General features: G+C 62.5%; 15 protein-coding genes. 6 read left to right on the top strand and 9 right to left on the bottom strand.

The features are described 5' to 3' along the window. Window positions 1-700 precede the first annotated feature (700 nt). The 4 genes from AC6H34_RS00720 to AC6H34_RS00705 form a co-directional block, all read right to left on the bottom strand. Window positions 701-1,516 carry a 2-keto-4-pentenoate hydratase gene (locus AC6H34_RS00720; RefSeq protein ID WP_448146627.1) on the bottom strand — a complete coding sequence of 272 codons (816 nt, stop codon included), beginning with the start codon at window positions 1,514-1,516 and terminating at the stop codon, window positions 701-703. Between the two features lie 423 nt (window positions 1,517-1,939). After that, window positions 1,940-2,764 carry a hypothetical protein gene (locus tag AC6H34_RS00715; protein WP_497537588.1) on the bottom strand — a complete coding sequence of 275 codons (825 nt, stop codon included), beginning with the start codon at window positions 2,762-2,764 and terminating at the stop codon, window positions 1,940-1,942. A 189-nt stretch (window positions 2,765-2,953) separates the two neighbouring features. Then, entirely contained in the window at window positions 2,954-3,181 is a 228-nt protein-coding gene (locus AC6H34_RS00710) for a hypothetical protein (protein ID WP_448146629.1), read from the bottom strand. Window positions 3,182-3,374: 193 nt separating this feature from the next. Further along, the gene (locus AC6H34_RS00705; RefSeq protein ID WP_497537587.1) at window positions 3,375-3,908 is read right to left on the bottom strand and encodes a DUF3455 domain-containing protein; all 534 of its coding nucleotides are present in this window, start codon (window positions 3,906-3,908) and stop codon (window positions 3,375-3,377) included. 314 nt (window positions 3,909-4,222) lie between these two features. Between AC6H34_RS00705 and AC6H34_RS00700 the strand changes: the two genes are divergently transcribed. Then, window positions 4,223-4,717: a hypothetical protein gene (locus AC6H34_RS00700; protein ID WP_497537586.1), complete on the top strand. Its 495-nt coding sequence runs from the start codon at window positions 4,223-4,225 to the stop codon at window positions 4,715-4,717. Between the two features lie 166 nt (window positions 4,718-4,883). Further along, a complete protein-coding gene (locus tag AC6H34_RS00695; RefSeq protein WP_497537585.1) occupies window positions 4,884-5,522 on the top strand; it encodes a YceH family protein in 639 nt (212 codons plus the stop codon). A 29-nt stretch (window positions 5,523-5,551) separates the two neighbouring features. Here AC6H34_RS00695 and AC6H34_RS00690 read toward each other — a convergent pair whose 3' ends face one another. The 3 genes from AC6H34_RS00690 to uvrB form a co-directional block, all read right to left on the bottom strand. After that, window positions 5,552-7,129 carry an AlbA family DNA-binding domain-containing protein gene (locus AC6H34_RS00690; RefSeq protein WP_497537584.1) on the bottom strand — a complete coding sequence of 526 codons (1,578 nt, stop codon included), beginning with the start codon at window positions 7,127-7,129 and terminating at the stop codon, window positions 5,552-5,554. Window positions 7,130-7,340: 211 nt separating this feature from the next. After that, on the bottom strand, window positions 7,341-8,984 hold the full coding sequence (locus AC6H34_RS00685) for a hypothetical protein (RefSeq protein ID WP_497537583.1): 1,644 nt from the start codon (window positions 8,982-8,984) through the stop codon (window positions 7,341-7,343). 123 nt (window positions 8,985-9,107) lie between these two features. Further along, window positions 9,108-11,747 carry an excinuclease ABC subunit UvrB gene (gene uvrB / locus AC6H34_RS00680; RefSeq protein ID WP_497537582.1) on the bottom strand — a complete coding sequence of 880 codons (2,640 nt, stop codon included), beginning with the start codon at window positions 11,745-11,747 and terminating at the stop codon, window positions 9,108-9,110. Window positions 11,748-12,035: 288 nt separating this feature from the next. On the opposite strand from uvrB, the gene AC6H34_RS00675 reads away from it, so the two are divergent. The 3 genes from AC6H34_RS00675 (at window position 12,036) to AC6H34_RS00665 (ending at window position 15,442) form a co-directional block, all read left to right on the top strand. Further along, window positions 12,036-12,683 (top strand): tetratricopeptide repeat protein, encoded by a 648-nt coding sequence (locus AC6H34_RS00675; RefSeq protein WP_497537581.1) that lies wholly within the window; start codon window positions 12,036-12,038, stop codon window positions 12,681-12,683. 179 nt (window positions 12,684-12,862) lie between these two features. Continuing rightward, a complete protein-coding gene (locus tag AC6H34_RS00670; protein ID WP_497537580.1) occupies window positions 12,863-13,666 on the top strand; it encodes a PA3715 family protein in 804 nt (267 codons plus the stop codon). 138 nt (window positions 13,667-13,804) lie between these two features. Next, window positions 13,805-15,442 (top strand): acyl-CoA synthetase, encoded by a 1,638-nt coding sequence (locus AC6H34_RS00665; RefSeq protein ID WP_448146639.1) that lies wholly within the window; start codon window positions 13,805-13,807, stop codon window positions 15,440-15,442. A 206-nt stretch (window positions 15,443-15,648) separates the two neighbouring features. Here AC6H34_RS00665 and AC6H34_RS00660 read toward each other — a convergent pair whose 3' ends face one another. Together AC6H34_RS00660 and AC6H34_RS00655 are read right to left on the bottom strand one after the other, a co-directional pair. Next, window positions 15,649-16,044 carry a GCG_CRPN prefix-to-repeats domain-containing protein gene (locus tag AC6H34_RS00660; protein ID WP_448146640.1) on the bottom strand — a complete coding sequence of 132 codons (396 nt, stop codon included), beginning with the start codon at window positions 16,042-16,044 and terminating at the stop codon, window positions 15,649-15,651. A gap of 183 nt (window positions 16,045-16,227) precedes the next feature. After that, the gene (locus AC6H34_RS00655) at window positions 16,228-16,599 is read right to left on the bottom strand and encodes a septal ring lytic transglycosylase RlpA family protein (RefSeq protein ID WP_497537579.1); all 372 of its coding nucleotides are present in this window, start codon (window positions 16,597-16,599) and stop codon (window positions 16,228-16,230) included. A 325-nt stretch (window positions 16,600-16,924) separates the two neighbouring features. Here AC6H34_RS00655 and AC6H34_RS00650 point away from each other — a divergent pair, with 325 nt between their 5' ends. Further along, window positions 16,925-17,875 (top strand): mitochondrial fission ELM1 family protein, encoded by a 951-nt coding sequence (locus tag AC6H34_RS00650; RefSeq protein ID WP_497537578.1) that lies wholly within the window; start codon window positions 16,925-16,927, stop codon window positions 17,873-17,875. The last annotated feature ends 7 nt before the right edge of the window (window positions 17,876-17,882 follow it).

The following is a 17,882-nucleotide window of genomic DNA, read 5'->3' as shown; positions in this document are numbered from 1 at the left end:
GACGATGATCGCCGTCATGTCCTGCGGGCCAGGCAAGACAGCGGCTGCATTCATCGTCCCGCCCACGGAACCGATGGCGGGGATCGGGCACCCGGAGCGATTTCCCGCCCCGCCTGCCGGCGCCGACAGCCCTGTCCTCGCCGCCACCGCCGCCCTGCCGGCGAACCGGCAGGGATCCGATCGAGCCTGCGGGACCGGCCTCGAAAGCCTGTCCAGGAAGCCTCTCCCATCGCAGGGGACCGCAAGGGCGGTTCCACGGACCGCCGATCCCCCAAGGTTCCTCATCAAGCCCCAGGAACAGGCCGAACGGACCGGATCAAACCTCTGGCGCTGCCGGAGGCGAGAATCCCTCGCTGCCCGAAGACGGCGAGCCGACCTGCATGATCCCCCGCCTTCCCGTCCCATCGGGCGGGAAGGCGGCGCGGCTGGCGTGCCGCCGGCGCAAACCGGGATCAACCGGGGTGGGCGGAAGCGGCGGTCCGATCGGGTACCGGATCGAATTGCCCACGCTTCACTCCAGCCGCGAGTAGGCCACAGGGGCGCGCGCTTGTCAAGATTTGTTCCTATTTTGTTCTAAGCATGAGACAGCGTACCAGGCCTGGCGCGTTCTCCTCTCAGGCCGGGTCCAGCCGGGATCGAAAAATGCCTCTGTTATCGATATTCTGATCTGGAGAAACGACGCCGTCTGAACCCATTTTCTCTAGGCAAGGCGAACCTCTATGCCGGCGAAGTCGATTCCTTCGACCGATGCGCGCCAGCAATCGTTCGGTCCTGCCGGCAGGGCCTGCGTCAGCGTGCCCGTGCTCACCCATTCCCCCGCCCGCAGCGGCTCGCCGCCATGGCACGCCAGTTCTTGGACGAGCCGTCCCATCGCCTTGATGGGGCTGCCGAGGACCTGGGCGCCACCTCCCCGTGAACACGCACCTCCGGCTTTCGAAAGCGTGACCTCGAAGGAGGAGAGTGCGGCGGCCCACCGCTCGCGCGCCTCGACGATCGGATGCCTCGCGCCGAGGAGCAGGGCCACGTGCACACCAGTGGCTGCGGCATCGGCGGCCGTAAACCGCCAGCCCGGAAAGATGGAGGTGCAGATCTCGAAATCAAGCGCTGCCCATTCGATGCAATCCAGCAGTTCATCGTCGCCCATCCCGGGCTCGGGCGTCCGGCAAAGCCCGAGCGCGACTTCGGTTTCCATGCGGATATTCGGCCGGGTGCCGATTGAAAAACAACCGCCCGGCAAGGGCAGGTCGAGCGTCGTGGCGTCGTAGAGATAATTCCAGATCGGCCCGGAAATGCCGTAGCCGGCCCATGCCGCGGTGTTGGTGAAGCCAATCTTCCGGCCAACTACCTTTTCGCCGCGGGCCTCCCGCCGTCGCCGGATCTCGTGGACGACCTGGTAGGCATCGTCGAGGCCGAAGCCGGGAAAACGATCGGAAAACGGCGCTACCTCGCGCGGGTCCACCAGGGTGGCGAACACTTCGTCGGCAATGATCGACAATGTCCTGTCGGAGACGGCCATGCCTTCACCATGATCTCATTTTCAGCGCGCTCAAATACTGACGAAACGGCAGATTGACCCTCCGGCTATCGCGATAGTGGCACTTGGGGGAGATCGTTTAGTGAAAAGGAAATGCAAGTATCCTCCGCATGTGTGGCGAATATAACACAACCATAAGTGGTTAAAAAACCTGGAGCCCCTATATCGGCCTGCACCCCGGCTATGGCTGGGGCCGCGAGAGCGACAATCAGAGCCGTCTGTTTTCGCGGGTCATCGCCGCTGCCGACAAGTTCGACATGGACGCAGATCGCAGAATTATAGCGATGATGGCCGTGGTTGGGGGCGGTCATCCCCTTGGACAAGGCTGTTCCGGAAGCGTCCGTGTGAAGAGGATAAGCGCCGGTGGCCGCGGAAGAGCCCGGCGGAAATCGTCCCGCCGGCGGATTATTCCAACGTCGCCAGGATCGCTTCGATATCCGTGCAATCCTTCTCGATCGGCTTGTTGCCGTTCGCCGTGATACGTTCTCCGATTGCATTGGCTTCCTGATGGGCCTTCACCACCCTTGCGACGGCTTCCGGCGACTGGTCCTTCATCATGGCCTTGGATGCGGCTTCGGTGACCGCCAGTTCCTTGCCGCGGAACGCCTTCAGCGAGCAGATCCCGTCACTGGTCGCGGTCGCATCCCCGTCTTCCTCGGCGTTCGCCTCTTCCGGTCCGGCTGAACCCGCTGGCGCCTGCGGATCGAGCAGGGCCACGGTCGCGACGGCCTGATCGCAGGCCGGCGCGAACTGGCCGGCCTTGTCCGCCCGGTAGACGCAGTAGAAGTTGTATTCCCTACCGTCGAGCACGGTGGCGACGAAGCGCTTGATGGCGCCGCGCTGCTCCATGAGGATGTCGACCGCCGGCTGGCCGAGCATGGTCGTCATCTTGTGGGACTTGTACCTGACGGAAGGCACCACCGCATTCGCCTTGACATACTGGTCGGCCAGCGCCTGGGCCGTGGCCTGCGTCACCTCGGTCACGCCGGTTGCCGGCCGCGAATAGAAGTTGATCAGCACATCGCCATTTTCGGGGGACGATGCCTTGACGCCGACCGGGTCGCCCGTGCCGTCGGCGAACTCGGTGTCGATGCCGAAGCTGCCGGGATACCGGAAGCTGTAGGAGCCGTCGCCAGCCGTGAATTCGCGCATGTCCTGCTGCGCGGACAGCGGCGTTGCCGCGAGCATCATGAAGCCGCAAAGCAAACCGGCTCGACTGGCAGATCTCATCGTTTCCCCGCACCCAGCTTATATGACGTAAGGTCATATGCATGATCGGGTGCCCAGGCGCAACCTCATTCCCAGGCCGTACCTGACCGCCTCCGGGGGGGCGTGGGTGGGCGCCACGCGATCGCGGCGATGGTGCATTTGATTGGGGCAGCCGGCGTCTTCGCCCCATCGCCGGCTTTCGCCTCGTGCCTACTTTCCGCGACGCCGGATCGAGGATGCCAGATAGCCCAGTGCAAGCGTCATGGCGGCGGTCGCGATCCCGACGCTGATCACGCCTGCCGGGGTTATCCTGGCGCTGCCCTGCAAGGTTATGTGCTTGCCCACGCGCAAATCGAAAACCGACTTGATCTCCTCGGGATGCGAAGGAGTTGCGGGCGAAGGTTCTTCCTGTGCAGCTTTTTCTTCAACGACCGACATCGAGATCCCCGCCCGACCATGCTGCGCCGGCAAGACGACCGCGGCCCAAGCAATAGTGTATCACCGTAGCGTAGTGCGAGCGGCATTTCTCGAAAATATCATGAACGGCCTGGCGGAATTACGGTGACGGCGTTCCCCGGGCGCTTTCCGGAACCATGAAAGCAGGCGGACCGTTACAGTAATCTGCGATGGCTCATTTCGCCTTGGCGTAGAACGCATAGGTCGCCGTGTAGGGCACGCCCACTTTCGTGTCGGTTCGCACGGGCGGTGTGGCGGGGGCGACGCCGCCATGGGTCTCGATCCGCTGCACATAGCCGATCCTGCTCAGCGCGCCCGCCGCCGGATCGGCGGTGACTTTGACGAGAAGCCAGGGGATATCGGCGCCGGCCTTCCTGGCCGGCACCGTCACCACGGGCGTATCCTTGTCGCGGACGACCTTGCTGCCGTCGGCGGCTTCCCAGGACGGACCGGCATAGTGATGGATGGTGCCCTGCCGCGCCGTCAGCTCCGCCACGGGGGCCTCCAGCACCCATTTGGGCGCCGCGCCGGCTTCCGCCGTGCTGGTATAGACCTGCATGCCCCTGGCCTTGGCGGTGAAGGCCAGCGTGTAGCCGGCCGGCGGCTGCAATGCGGCCGGTACGACCTCCGCCGCCCTCGAAGCCTGCGTTCCTCCGGCGAGCAGCATCGCGGCGGCGACGAGTGCATAGGTTCCTTGCATGGGCATCATTCTCTCCTGGCCCGGTCCCGGGCGGGTGCATGTCGCGGCCGGGGCAGCATGGCACGGGTGCCATGGGCCGGCAACAGCGGGGTGTGTCACCGGTATCCAGTGGCGACGTTCTTCGGGTGCTTGCGCAAGAACAAAACCAATAAACCGCTCGATTCCGGTGAGAGAAGCTGAATACAGTCGAAGCATGACAAACTTTACTTCTTGGAGAACAATGGGCGGATTGCAGCAAGGGCGGTTGACGCAAAGTTGTCCGTCGGCTTGGATGGCTTCCTGACAAGCAAGACTCGCTCATGAAGTCTTTCCGGGGGAACAGGATGATGGCGCGGTTTATTGTACTGGCCCTGGGCCTGGCGGCCATGCTCGCGGGCTGCGCGCCGCATGCCGGCATGAACGACGACACCGCCACGCCGCCAAGCCCGCAGACCAGGCAGCGCTTCCAGGGCGGCACCACCAACATGACCTTCAGCGCCCATGGCACGCAGGTCGAGTTCGTCAGCAAGGATGGCCGCACGGCCCTGTGGTATCCCGGCAATGGCGTCATCCTGCACGGCCGCTGGAAGCTGGCCGGCGGCGATGCGCTCACCGGTTTCGGCGACAGGATCTGCTTCCAGTATGGCTCCAACACCTACAATCCGCTGACCCTGCAGAGCGGCGGCGGATGGGAGTGCGAGAGCATCGCGACCTATGAGGGCCATGTCGTCGAACGGACGGCGGGTGACCCCTTCGGCCTCGACAAGCGCGGACCCGTGCCCTTCGTCCTGCCGCCGCAGCGCACGACCTTCGCGGAACTGCTGAGGAAGCGGCGATAGGCCGCCGAACCGCGGGGAGGGCGGATTCGATACGCCGTCATTCCAGCGGGCTCCCGGGAAGGCGGCACCGAGGATGGCGGTCCGGTTGAGTTATGGCCGGCGAGCGGATACCACTCGGTGCCGGCATCCGCCGCAACGCCATTCCCTGAACAGGCCGTCGCTTCCCATGTCGAACGATCTCTTCCCCCTCAACGCCCTGGAAGCCCGCGTCCTGGGCTGCCTGATCGAGAAGCAGCTGCTGACGCCGGACGCCTATCCGCTGACATCGAACCTGCTCCAGGCAGCGACGAACCAGAAGACGTCCCGCGAGCCGGTCATGGCCCTGGACGCGGCGGAAATCGGCCGCGCGCTCGCCACGCTGGAGCGGAAGGGGCTTGTGCGCCGGGCCTTCGGCTCGCGCGTCGAACGCTACGAGCACCTCGCGGGGCAGGTCCTGAACCTCACCAAGCAGCAATCGGCCCTGCTCGCCGTCATGCTCCTGCGCGGGCCGCAGACCCTGAACGAGCTGCAGACGCGAACCGAACGCATGGCAAGCTTCGCCTCGGCCGAGGCGATGACGCAGGAACTGGACCTGCTCGGCAGCGCGCATCCGCCGCTGGTGAAGGAAATCGGCCGGGCGCCCGGGCAGCGTGAGGACCGGTATGCGCAGCTGATGTGTGGGGATGTGGAGGTGGCGGCGATTGCAAGCCCGCCGCCGCGCGCATCTGCGCCATCGGTCTCGGCCCTCGCCACGCTTGAGGAGCGGGTGCGGGTGCTGGAGGAGGAAGTTGCGGACCTAAGGGCTCAGTTAAGGGGGATAGGGTAAGCGGCGGAGTGCAGTCCATAAGGTGCCTCTTACTCATTCTTACGCTTGCAGAGTAGTTCATCAAGGCGACATGCCGCGCGAAAAACGGCGCTTCGTAAATTCTTGTGAGATGAAGATTGCGATTTGGCACGCTCGTAGCACTTCAAAAGCAGAGCCTTCAATGTTTCGAGGCTGTTGTGCCCGTCCGGTAATCCTTGCACTGCAAGCGCAAATTTGTGGGCTTCCGAATCATCTTTGGGCTCTTCAATCAGCCCCTCGCCGAAGGCCTTTACCAATTGCTTCGGCCTTCCGTTATTGACGTTATAGGCACTCCGCTTTCCACTAAGTCGCGCAACTGCGCCATCGCGATGTGTCGGCTGACTCGCAGCTTCCTGTTTCAATTGCTCGATCGCACCGGCCGGGGAGATTCCAGCCTGACGAACGTAGAACCATATGGGCTGCCACTCCCGGCTGGAATGCGCTGAGTGCGCCAAGTAATCGAGTGGATGCACAACCACTTCGCCGGAGAGGAAGTTTCGTAGCACGGCGTCGGCCGTAATGTTGGCGCGAACGATCTTTGTTGTGATGGCGTCCCCGTTAGCGGTGACATCACCGACAAGTTTCAGCGTTGGTGCACCCGCCTTCTCGTCGAACTCGCCTTCTCGAATGAACTTGATTTGGTCGAGCAAAGCAGGATCGATGACAATCGCTCGCTTGCCATCATCAAGAACGCCCTCGCTTAGATCTGCTATTAGGGTGTGCTCCGGACCGAGGGCGAGCAACCGCTCAACAAGTGGCAACACGTCCATGCGCGCTGCCGCATCGCGCGCGTCGAGGATTGCGCGAAGGTCGCTGTATTTGATCCGTTCGCAGCTACCTGGATACCGAAAGAAGATATCGCCCTCCTTCAGTACCTTGCCATCGCCGCAGCGTACTATAACAGGCCGTCCAGGATGCTGCTCAACATACATCACGCCGATAGTCTTCGCTCCAACAATGGTTACTACGGTCCGTACGGCAGGCGTCGGGTCCAGATAGGACCGGATCAGCTTTGTGAAGTCGGCGGGGTCTGCCTTTACGAATTCATCGTTGCTCAAGCCGATCACGGCGTAGCTCTTATCGCTTATGTCCGTCGCCGCGCCGTCCTTGTCATGGACACCAAAGAAGATGTACCCGCCTTGATTGTTTGCGAGCGCTGCAATCGCCCGAATCCATTCCCAGCAATGCTTGAAGCCGAAATTCGCCTTGCATTCGTGCTGGTCAGTTTCGCCACTATTCAGCCGCCAAGTACCCCCAGCGTCTGCAGAGAATTGTCCAGAAATGACGCCCAAGTCCATCGGCCCTTTTGGTCCCTCGATCTTTGGCATCGATGCGATTATTGTCGGTATGCCAACTGCCCCTACATGCCCTTCCGGTTTTGGCGCAGCAATGAAAGCATCCAATTTGCTATCGCTCGCCTGTGCAACCTCGGCACCATAAGAGCCATCGCGAATCTGCGACACCCGGCCCGAGTTCACGGGGCGATCCGGGCGATTAAAGAAGAACTGGATGTCTCTGTTCTTCATGCCTCGTGCGAGCATCGCTTTGATCAGCCCGATTTCCTGATCTGTAATGCTGCGTTTGGGCATTCGCTGGACCTCGACCCCTGGAAATATGTGTCTAGCGATCCGCTTAGAACAAAACGATTTCGTACATTCAATTCATTTTTGCTGCAATTCCCTATAAATTTGGGCGACAGCTTAGCGTATTCGTTAAGGTACGCCTTCGCCGTATTTCGATAGAATGAATATAATTAGCAAGCCGCCATTGGGAGGCAAATAGCCAATAGTAGATTAATACTTAAGTAGTGTTATTGTTGGGGAGGTGGGATGGCATTTTTCCTACAACAAATTTGTCGTTTTCATCCCAGAAATAATAAATTCTTATTTGATTGTTATTGTCATAGCCGTTCCCGTATTTTATGTGATCATACATTATCCGTTGAATACCACCGTACGGTACAGAATATTCAGGTCTCTTCTTCGCTTCATCACGGTTTGCAAAGCAGCCAGTATCTTCCATGCTCAACTCGGCAAGCTTCTCCTTGGCGAGGCGTTTCGCTTCTATGCCTCCCCCACGACGCGAAGGTACAACGTAGTCACGAATAACCAGCAACGCTTGCTCGATGCGGGGAAGCATGTTGTCACTTCCGTTCTTTTTGCAATCTTTTAATGCGGCTGGATGAATATATATTTGATCTCCAAGAACCTCCTCCGCCCAAGACTCAAGGTCATCATAGGAAACTAACGCTCTATCTTCTTTATCAAATTCAATAACGGCTGCAGGATGCTCGTTCAACCGATGTTCAAGCACTTTTATTTTTGATTGGAGGCGAGAAATCTCGTCTTTCAGACGTTCAGCATCAGCCTGAGCTGCAAGTCTTTTGCCTTCCTCATCTAAAGCAAGAGACTGCCAAGTATCTCTATCTTCCGCCAGTTCTCTTTTCTCAACCTTCAAATATTCAATATCTTCCCCGGGGGATATAGGATCGCCTTTTGCTTGGCGGTTAGAAAGTTCACGGTTCATCGCTATATCGCGAACAACCGAATAGCGCGGAAATACCTCGCCTTCACCAGAATCCAGAAATGAAGACGGCAATATACGGGCTGCCAAATCTCTAACTAAACCCGATGAAGAACTATCTTCGGGAAAATAAAGAGGGTGCTGAAATGGATCCTCTGCCTCGTCGTGCAACCCAGGGGTATAAAGACGCACCGAACCGTTAAAGACGGACATGCGTTTTCCTATTGATTTAGTTAATTCCCATGATCCTTCATTTGAAATATGAATGATGTGAGCGGCTCCTGCTACTTTATTTGCCAGCTCGCCTGGATTCAAATAGTATTCACCAACTTCATTCTCAGATATTACAAGAACAGGGAGTCTTCTATTCCGATTGTAAAGAAGATCTACAAGCTCTGGGACGTCAAATCTTGAGAGTCTCTCAACATTATCGGAAACCTGTCGACCATCTGCCTCGGCAGACAAGGTCTCTACGACGTCACGTACCACTCGAGGTCGTGTAATTTCAAATGGTGGGCTATCTCCGCGGAGTACACAAGTCAGCTGCGCACCAAAGCGAGTGGTATGACCTGTTCTTCGTTCAACGAAGTATTCAGAAACCCACGTGCGGGGGTATTTGGCATCTGGAAAGTCTAGTCTCGATGCCCATAACGAACCGTCAGTAGCATCGATACGTGCTGCTTTCGATGGGTTGGCGCCCAGCACATCAGTAACGTCGAAGGTTTCACCATTCCATGCCGCGGCGGGTAGCTTAACGTTAGAGCGAGAATTCATCCATTTGACGACAAGCGCTATGCAGTTATCAAATGCAGTCTTGTCCGTAAGCTCGAACCAAATACGCGAGACAGGTCTGATGTTCGTGCGCTTGGCACCAGACAGTGGGCTGATTGAGCGTAGACTGCCTTGAGATGCATCGTGCATTTAAATCTCAGGTATAAGATGAAATGTAGAATCAACGTTAAATGTAGCGCTAAAGTCTGCCTGAGGCAAAGCAGCCTACAGCATATGTAGGAACCCAAAATCCCCTTGCGTTTATGTTAAGGTCTACCGCTTCCAACCCCGCCCAGGCTTCCCACCGCCCTTCCTCCTTGCCTCCGCCCCCAGCGGCACCTCCCGATCCGTGCCAGGCCCCATCGAGTCCAGCCCCGGCTTGGCCGCCCTTGTCCTCGGCAGGTTCGCGGCATCGCCATACGCCTTTGGCCCCGCATAGGCCCCAGCCTTCGCACGCACGTTGACCTGCCTGGCAGCCCCGTCGTCCGCCACGGCCATTTCCGTCTCGCGCAGGCGCTTGAGTTCGTCGCGTAGCCTGGCCGCTTCCTCGAAGCGCAGGTCGGCGGCGGCGTCGCGCATGCGCTTTTCGAGGTCGGCGACCACGGCCTCGAAATTATGGCCGATGGTCGAGACGTTGTCGGCCAGGCCCTTGTCGACGGTGACGCGGTCGCGCTCGTAGACGGAGTTGGTGATGTCGGCGATGGAACGCTTCACGCTTTCCGGCGTGATGCCGTTGGCGGTGTTCCAGGCCATCTGCTTCTCGCGGCGGCGGTTGGTCTCGGCGATGGCGCGCTCCAGCGAGCCGGTCATGTTGTCGGCATAGAGAAGTACACGCCCGTCGACATTGCGGGCGGCGCGGCCGATGGTCTGCACCAGCGACGTTTCCGACCTCAGGAAACCCTCCTTGTCGGCGTCGAGGATGGCGACGAGGGCGCATTCGGGAATGTCGAGGCCCTCGCGCAGCAGGTTGATGCCGACAAGCACGTCGAAGGTGCCGAGCCGGAGGTCGCGGATGATCTCGATGCGCTCGATGGTGTCGATATCCGAATGCATGTAGCGCACGCGCACGCCGTGGTCGTGCATGTATTCGGTGAGGTCCTCGGCCATGCGCTTGGTCAGCACGGTGACGAGGCTGCGATAGCCCTTGCGCGCGACCTCCTGCACCTCGCCGAGGAGGTCGTCGACCTGGGTGCGGGCCGGGCGGATCTCGCATACTGGATCGATCAGTCCGGTGGGGCGGATCACCTGCTCGGCGAAGACGCCGCCGGTGTGCTCCAGCTCCCATTTGCCGGGGGTGGCGGAGACATGCACGGTCTGCGGGCGCATGGCGTCCCATTCCTCGAAGCGCAGCGGGCGGTTGTCGAGGCAGGAGGGGAGGCGGAAGCCGTATTCGGCCAGCGTCGCCTTGCGCCGGAAGTCGCCCTTGTACATGGCGCCGATCTGCGGAACCGTGACGTGGCTCTCGTCGGTGAAGACGATCGCGTTGTCGGGCAGGTACTCGAACAGGGTCGGCGGCGGCTCGCCCGGCTGGCGGCCGGTGAGCCAGCGCGAATAGTTCTCGATGCCGGCGCAGGAGCCGGTGGCCTCCAGCATCTCCAGGTCGAAGGTGGTGCGCTGCTCCAGGCGCTGCGCCTCCAGCAGGCGGCCGCCGGTGTAGAGCTGCTGCAGGCGCACCTTCAGCTCGTCCTTGATGCCCTTGATCGCTTGGTTCAGCGTCGGACGCGGCGTGACGTAATGCGAGTTGGCGTAGACCTTGACGAATTGCAGGTCCTGGATCTTCTGGCCGGTGAGGGGATCGAACTCGGCGATGCTCTCGATCTCGTCGCCGAACAGGTTGATGCGCCAGGCGCGATCCTCGTAATGGGCGGGGAAGAGCTCGATGGTGTCGCCGCGCACGCGGAAGGTGCCGCGCGCGAAATCGTTGCTGATGCGCTTGTATTGCAGGGCGACGAGGTCGGCGATGAGCTGCTTCTGCTCCACGCGCTCGCCCACGCTCATGGCGAAGGTCATGGCGGTGTAGGTTTCCACCGAGCCGATGCCGTAGATGCAGGAGACGGAGGCGACGATGATGACGTCGTCGCGCTCGAGCAGGGAGCGCGTGGCCGAGTGGCGCATGCGGTCGATCTGCTCGTTGATGGAGGACTCCTTCTCGATATAGGTGTCCGTGCGCGGCACATAGGCCTCGGGCTGGTAGTAGTCGTAGTAGGAGACGAAGTATTCCACCGCGTTGTTGGGGAAGAAGCTCTTGAACTCGCCATAGAGCTGCGCCGCCAGCGTCTTGTTGGGCGCCAGGATGAGGGCGGGGCGCTGGGTGCGCGAGATCACCTGCGCCATGGTGAAGGTCTTGCCGGAGCCGGTGACGCCGAGCAGCACCTGGTCGCGCTCGTGATCGGCCTGCAGGCCCTCGACCAGTTCGGCGATGGCCGTGGGCTGGTCGCCGGCCGGCTGGTATTCGGAGACGAGGTCGAGCCGGATGCCACCCTCGCTCTTGTCGGGGCGGGAGGGGCGATGCGGTGTCCACACCGGCTTGCCGATCAGGCGCGGATCGCCGGTCTCCAGGAGATGGCTGAGCGCCTGGATGGTGCCGGCGGAGCCGCCGAGCTTGTCCAGCCCGTCGGGATCGAGCTCGGGCTCGTCCTTCGCCTTCTTGCGCTTCGCCGCCTTGCCTTCCATCTGCGCGCCGCCGGACGCCAGGGGAACGCCAAGCTTGGCAGCCAGCGCCGGATCGAGCCCGGTGACGCCCGTGTCGAACCCGGCCTGCGGCGCTTCGCCGAAACCTTGGGGCGGACTCGACTTGCCCTCCTTGAGGAGGCCGGGATTGAGCAGCGCCTTCAGATGCTCGTCGAGCGAAGGCAGGGGCGGGCGCGCCGCCTTGGATTTCGGCGTGCGGGGCTTCTTGGGCGTATCGGACATGCACAGATAATGGGGTGAGTCACGCCCGGGGAAAAGGCCCAACTGGGGAAACTTGCTGACAGCGCCCTGTCAGCAGGCTGTTCCCGCACGCGCGAGGGGCGCCAGACCGCTCCATGTCGATCGAGCCCCGACGTCATTCCGGCCGCAGCCGGCGGCCGGCGAGCCTGGAATGACGGTCCCGCGCTTCGTACTAACCGCCGATGTCCGGCACGATCGTATAGCCCTGGTCGATCAGCCGCTGCTTCATTTCCTCGAAATGATGCCGATAGCCGGCGGCGACGTCCGCAGGTGGAGCTCGACCCCGGCCTGTCGCGGGCCTGGACGGAGCTGGGCTGCGCCCATGCGGCGGAAGTCTGCGGCGGGCATTCGACGGATCTGGAGCGGACGATCCTCCAGTGGGAGCACTGCCTGCGCCGGGCCTTGTCGCTGGATCCGGGAGACAACCATGCCCGCATCCTCCATGGCGACCTCGCGGCCCTGCGCGGCGATCCAGCCGCCGCGGCGCTGGAATATGAGCGGGTGCTCGCGGCGACGCCCTATGACGCGGATACGCTGGCGCTGCTGGCCGGCAGCCTGGCGCTGGTCGTCGGCGATCCGGAGCGGGGCTGCGAACTGGCGCGCCGGGCCATTCGCCTCAATCCACATGTGCCCTGGTATTTCGGCATGCTCGGCCGCAGCAACTTCGCGGCCGGGTATTACCGCGAGGCGGTGACCGCGCTGCGGCAGGCCCCGCCCGATTCACCGCCCACCCTTTTGTTCCTGGCCATGGCCCATGCGATGCTGGACGAGACCGCGCAGTCGGCGAAGCTCGCTGCCCGGCTAGCGAAGGAGTTTCCGGAGCTCAGCGCGGACGTCTTCGTGCGGAGCTATCCCGTCACCAACCCGCCGGCGCTCGCCGCCATGAGGGAGGGGGCTCGCCGCGCCGGGCTGGCCTGAAGCGTTTCGAGTCTCGATCGAACCGGGGCGTCCTCGACGCCCTTTCGCAGTGGCCAGGAAAGACGATCCCGCGATTCGATCCGAAGGTGAAATTCGCCGGGCGCGATCGGTGCTCTCCGGCACACGCATTGCAGTCGAACGCAGGTAAAGACCGGCCGGTCTTCTCTCAGGTATCGCCCATGCGCGCCCTTCTGGCTTCCCTGCTCCTGCTTCTCCCGTTTCCGGCCTTCGCTTGTGACATCGCCGAGGCCCTGATCAAGCATGCCTATCCGGACGCGGTCGCGGCCGATGGCGGCTACACCGTCAAGGGCTCCGCCTATGTCCGGCGTATCGATCCCCGGGCCGTGGCATGCAAGACTTGGCCGTACCGTCCCGAACTGACCCTCGCCGCCGTACCGCTGAGCGAGGCGGCCCCGGCCAACGAGGGCGAGGTGAGGGGCGACGTCGAGGTGATGGCGGTGGATACCGCCACCGGTGAGCCGGTCGCCCGGCTGGTGGAGGAGGGCATGGCCTTCGCGGATGCGGTGCAGTTCGACGACGTCAGCCTCGACACCGCGCGCTACGACCTCAAGCCCGGCCTTCGCGCCTTCGGCGTCAAGGTCACGCATTCAGGCAGCTCGCGCATCTTTCCCTACGCCGACGAGGTGCTGCGGCTCTACACCCTGCAGGGCGCGACGCTCGTCCGCGTCCTGGACGGGCTGATCGTCAGCGTCAGCACCAACGAGAACGACGGCAACTGCAACGGCGTCGGCGAGACCACCAGTCGCAGCATCACCCTCGGCCAGCCCGGCCGCGGCGGTTATCGCGACCTGCGCATCGACGAGAAAAGGGTGGCCGAGACCACCAGGGACACGGGCTCCGATTGCGAGAGCACGTCGAAACCACTGCCGGGCCGCTCCCATGTCCTGCGCTTCGGCGGACAGGGCTACGAGATCCCGAAGGGCGTAAAGCCCGAGGACCGCCTGTTCGACTTGGGGGAGTGAGGCGGTCGCCGTAAAGTTCACGCCTGTGAACAGCGTGGCCGGGCTTGCGCTAGGTCAAGGAGTGTTCATTCTCCGGGGTTCACGATAAAGTTGCCGGCAAACGGCAACGACAAGCCGAGATCCGCAGGGGGAGATTCCATGCCGACCGATTACGAAACCGGTCTGGGTCGCAATGCCGCAAACTATGCGCCCATTACGCCGGTCGACTTCATCGCCCGCGCCGCCGAGGTCCATGGCGACCGGCTGGCCGTGGTGCATGGCCCGATCCGCCGCACTTGGGCCCAGACCTATGAGCGGACGCGGCGGCTCGCGAGCGCCCTGCAATTGCGCGGCATCGGCAGGTCGGACACGGTGGCCGCGCTGCTGCCCAACACCCCCGCCATGGTCGAGGCGCATTTCGGCATTCCCATGGCCGGCGCCGTGCTGAACGCCCTCAACACCCGGCTCGATGCCAGTTCGCTCGTCTTCATGATCCGGCACGGCGAGGCGCGGATGCTGATCGCCGACAGCGAGTATGCCGACACCGTCCGGCAGATCGCCCGCCAGGCGCCGGATGTGGAGATCGTCATCGTCGACGACGTGCTCGGCCCCGGTCCGGCCGACGTTCCGGGCGCCATCGACTACGATGACATGCTGGCCACCGGCGATCCCGACTATCGCTGGCACACCCCCGACGACGAATGGAACGCCATCGCGCTGAATTACACCTCGGGGACGACGGGCAATCCCAAGGGCGTAGTCTACCATCATCGGGGCGCGGCTGTGAACGCCATCTCCAACGTGCTCGAATGGGACATGCCCAAGCATGGCGTCTATCTGTGGACGCTGCCCATGTTCCACTGCAACGGCTGGTGCTTTCCGTGGACGGTGGCGTTGCGCGCGGGCGTCAACGTCTGCCTGCGCAAGGTCGATGCCAAGGCCTGCTTCGACCTGATCCGGCAGGAGCGGGTGACGCATTACTGCGGCGCGCCCATCGTCCATTCGCTGCTCGTCAACGCGCCGGATGCCTTGCGGGAGGGGATCGACTGGACCGTGAAGGGCATGGTGGCCGGCGCGCCGCCGCCTTCTTCCATGCTGGCGCGGGCCGCGGCCATCGGTTTCGAGATCACGCATGTCTACGGCCTTACCGAAGTCTACGGCCCGGCGACGGTTTGCGCTGAACAGGCGGCGTGGCAATCGTTCAGCCCGCGCGAGCAGGCGGTGGCGCGGGCGCGCCAGGGCGTGCGCTACCACCTCGAGGCCGGCGCCACCGTGTTCGATCCCGACACCATGCAGCCCGTGCCGGCCGACGGCGAGACGATCGGCGAGATCATGTTCCGCGGCAATATCTGCATGAAGGGCTATCTCAAGAATGAGACAGCGACCGAGAAGGCCTTCGCGGGCGGCTGGTTTCACACCGGCGACCTCGCGGTGCTGTCCCCCGACGGCTACATCAAGATCAAGGACCGCGCCAAGGACATCATCATATCGGGCGGAGAGAACATCTCCAGCGTCGAGGTGGAGGACGTGCTCTACCAGCATCCGGCCGTGCTGGCCGTTGCCGTGGTGGCGCAGCCGCACGAGAAATGGGGCGAGACGCCCTGTGCCTTCGTGGAACTGAAGGATGGCCACACGCTGACCGCCGAGGAACTCATCGCCTTCGCCGGCGAAAGGCTGGCCCGCTTCAAGGTGCCGAGGACCGTGCTGTTCGAGACCCTGCCCAAGACCTCGACGGGGAAGATCCAGAAATTCGAACTGCGGCAGCGCATAGGCTCGACGATGGCCATCGACGTGTAAAAGGAGAGCCTGCGCCACGGGAAGCAAAAGGGCAGCCTGGAGGCTGCCCTTGCGTTTCTATATCGGCTCAAGCGATGCCGGGATGGACCGCCTTGCCGTCCCGGCCTTAGAGCAAAGCGCGTTTAGGTAGAAACGCCGCTTTTCTCTAACTCTTTGTTTCTCGAGGCGTCTTTGCGTTTGCCGATTCCGTCAAAACACAGAACGCTCTAGTATTCGCCGGGATCGTAGTCGTTGCGCCGGTAGCCATTGTCGTCGCGATAGCGCGGCCCGTCATAACGCGGCGGGTCGTAGCGGGGTGCGTCGTAGCGGGGCGGGCCCCGGTCCGGCACGCAACGGCCGACGGGGTTGGGGCGATACCCGCGTCCGCAGCGATAGCGCGGACCGCCGTAGCGGTCGTCGTAGTAGCGCGGCTCCACGCGGCGCTCGGGTACGCAGCGTCCCCAGGAATTGAGGCGGAAGCCGCGCCCGCAGCCGTCGCGCACGTCCTGCACAAAGGGGGATTTTTCCGCTGCCGACGGACCGACCGGCATGGCGGTTGCGGATGCCGTAGCGGCGAGCGCGCCTGCGAGCGCCAGGGCCGCGGCGATCAAGGTCTTCTGCATAATACCTCCTGAAGAACCAAGCGTTGTGGCGCCATAGGTGCACAACCGGCATGAATGGAATGTGAATGGAGGCGATCCGTAGTTCCGTAGAGGAATTCTCAGATGGTTTGAGATAAGCCATGCAGGACGAAAAAAGGGGCGGCCCTGAAGCCGCCCCAATTCATGTCTTCTGCTTCCACCCCGTTACCGGGGTTCAAGCCGCGCGATCTTCACCTTGGCGGTGCCGGTGCTGACCATGCCGACGGCCCGTGCGGCGCCATAGGACAGGTCGATCATGCGGCCGCGACGGAAGGGGCCACGATCCGTGACGCGTACAACCACGCTCTTGCCATTCTTGAGGTTCGTCACCTGGAGCTTCGTCCCGAAGGGAAGGGAACGATGCGCGGCCGTGAGGCCGGCCGGGTTGAAGCGCTCGCCATTGGCAGTGCGGCGACCGCCCATTTCCTTGCCGTAGTAGGAGGCCACTCCGACCGAGTCGGCATGACCGGAAACCGTCAGTGTTAACAAAGTAATAACAGCGGCAGAAAATGTAGCGTTCGTCGTCTTTGACGTCATTCAGTCAAGCTCTCAGTAGTTGGTGATAAACCGGTTTATAGGGTGAAATGTGTTCTCAATATGATTGACAAAAAAGCTCCGACTTTCTCAATGACTTACGGCTATAGCCATGGGTCTTGCAGGCTATTCTGACTGTGCTTCGGGAGTAAAAATGGCGGTGCTGCGTCGTGCCATATTCGCACCGCCGCGGAGTGTGTTATGAGGCTCCCTCGAAAGATGCGAGACAGCCGAAGGAGGAGCGCGGTTTTCGTCCCGCCCGGACCTGCCGGGACCGTGACGAGGGCCAGCGTTGCTCCGATTCCGGTGGGGCTCCTGGGACATCCGCATGGCACTGATTTGGACCCTTACGGACGGCAAGGCGGGGGATGCGCTGCAATGCCTCGGCGTGGCCGAGGCCGTGGTCGCGGAGGCAGGCGGCCGTGTGGTCCAGCGCACCGTCGCGCCTCGCGCCCTCTACGCGCTGGCCATGCCCTGGGGGCCGCCGGACCCTGCGGATCTCGCCCAACTCGCTCCGCCCTGGCCCGACGTCGCCATCGCCTCCGGCCGGCGGTCGGTCGCCTACCTGCGGTGGCTCAAGAAGCACTCGCCGGACACCCTCACCGTTTTCCTCAAGGATCCGCGCACCGGGGCCGGAGCGGCCGATTTCATCTGGGTGCCGGAGCACGACCGGCTGCGTGGCGACAACGTGCTGGCCACGCTGACCTCGCCCCACCGGCAGAACCCCGCTGTGCTGGCGGCGGCGCGGGTGAGGGCGCGGCCGGAACTCCTCGCGCTGCCGCAGCCGCGCGTGGCGGTGCTGGCCGGGGGGCCGTCGAAGGACATCGCCTTCGACGAGGAGGATATTGCAGCCTTTGCAGCGGCGCTGGGCGAACTCGCCCGCAGCGGGGCCGGCGTCATGGTCACGCCGTCGCGGCGCACGCCGCAGAGCCTGAAGCGGGGAATCGAGGCGGCGCTCGAGGGGCGGCAGGCCTGGATGTGGGAAGGCGAGGGGACCAACCCCTATGCCGAGATGCTGGGACTCGCCGATGCCTTCGTGGTGAGCGCCGATTCAACCAACATGCTCAGCGAGGCAGCGGCGACGGGCAAGACCATCCATGTCTTCATGCCGAAGGGAGTGCCGAAGAAGATCCTGCGCTTCATCGGGGGGCTGATGGAGCACGGGGCTGTGGTGAAGTTCGAAGGGCATCTTGAAAATCACCCCTATCAACCCATAGATTCAACGCCCCTCATCGCGCAGGAGATCCTGGCGCGACTATCCGCGCTTGCGCAACATTGATTGGAAC

The sequence above is a fragment of the Labrys sp. ALF-8 genome (assembly GCF_059699065.1).
This window is presented reverse-complemented; position numbering and strand designations above follow the sequence as displayed.

What these genes read in the sequence shown, in the direction of transcription:
- AC6H34_RS00710 (WP_448146629.1), bottom strand. Translation starts at nt 3,181, where the DNA reads ATGTCGGTCGTTGAAGAAAAAGCTGCACAGGAAGAACCTTCGCCCGCA.
- AC6H34_RS00685 (WP_497537583.1), bottom strand. Translation starts at nt 8,984, where the DNA reads ATGCACGATGCATCTCAAGGCAGTCTACGCTCAATCAGCCCACTGTCT.
- AC6H34_RS00695 (WP_497537585.1), top strand. Translation starts at nt 4,884, where the DNA reads ATGTCGAACGATCTCTTCCCCCTCAACGCCCTGGAAGCCCGCGTCCTG.
- AC6H34_RS00690 (WP_497537584.1), bottom strand. Translation starts at nt 7,129, where the DNA reads ATGCCCAAACGCAGCATTACAGATCAGGAAATCGGGCTGATCAAAGCG.
- AC6H34_RS00705 (WP_497537587.1), bottom strand. Translation starts at nt 3,908, where the DNA reads ATGATGCCCATGCAAGGAACCTATGCACTCGTCGCCGCCGCGATGCTG.
- AC6H34_RS00715 (WP_497537588.1), bottom strand. Translation starts at nt 2,764, where the DNA reads ATGAGATCTGCCAGTCGAGCCGGTTTGCTTTGCGGCTTCATGATGCTC.
- AC6H34_RS00665 (WP_448146639.1), top strand. Translation starts at nt 13,805, where the DNA reads ATGCCGACCGATTACGAAACCGGTCTGGGTCGCAATGCCGCAAACTAT.
- AC6H34_RS00660 (WP_448146640.1), bottom strand. Translation starts at nt 16,044, where the DNA reads ATGCAGAAGACCTTGATCGCCGCGGCCCTGGCGCTCGCAGGCGCGCTC.
- AC6H34_RS00670 (WP_497537580.1), top strand. Translation starts at nt 12,863, where the DNA reads ATGCGCGCCCTTCTGGCTTCCCTGCTCCTGCTTCTCCCGTTTCCGGCC.
- AC6H34_RS00655 (WP_497537579.1), bottom strand. Translation starts at nt 16,599, where the DNA reads ATGACGTCAAAGACGACGAACGCTACATTTTCTGCCGCTGTTATTACT.
- AC6H34_RS00720 (WP_448146627.1), bottom strand. Translation starts at nt 1,516, where the DNA reads ATGGCCGTCTCCGACAGGACATTGTCGATCATTGCCGACGAAGTGTTC.
- AC6H34_RS00650 (WP_497537578.1), top strand. Translation starts at nt 16,925, where the DNA reads ATGGCACTGATTTGGACCCTTACGGACGGCAAGGCGGGGGATGCGCTG.
- uvrB (WP_497537582.1), bottom strand. Translation starts at nt 11,747, where the DNA reads ATGTCCGATACGCCCAAGAAGCCCCGCACGCCGAAATCCAAGGCGGCG.
- AC6H34_RS00700 (WP_497537586.1), top strand. Translation starts at nt 4,223, where the DNA reads ATGATGGCGCGGTTTATTGTACTGGCCCTGGGCCTGGCGGCCATGCTC.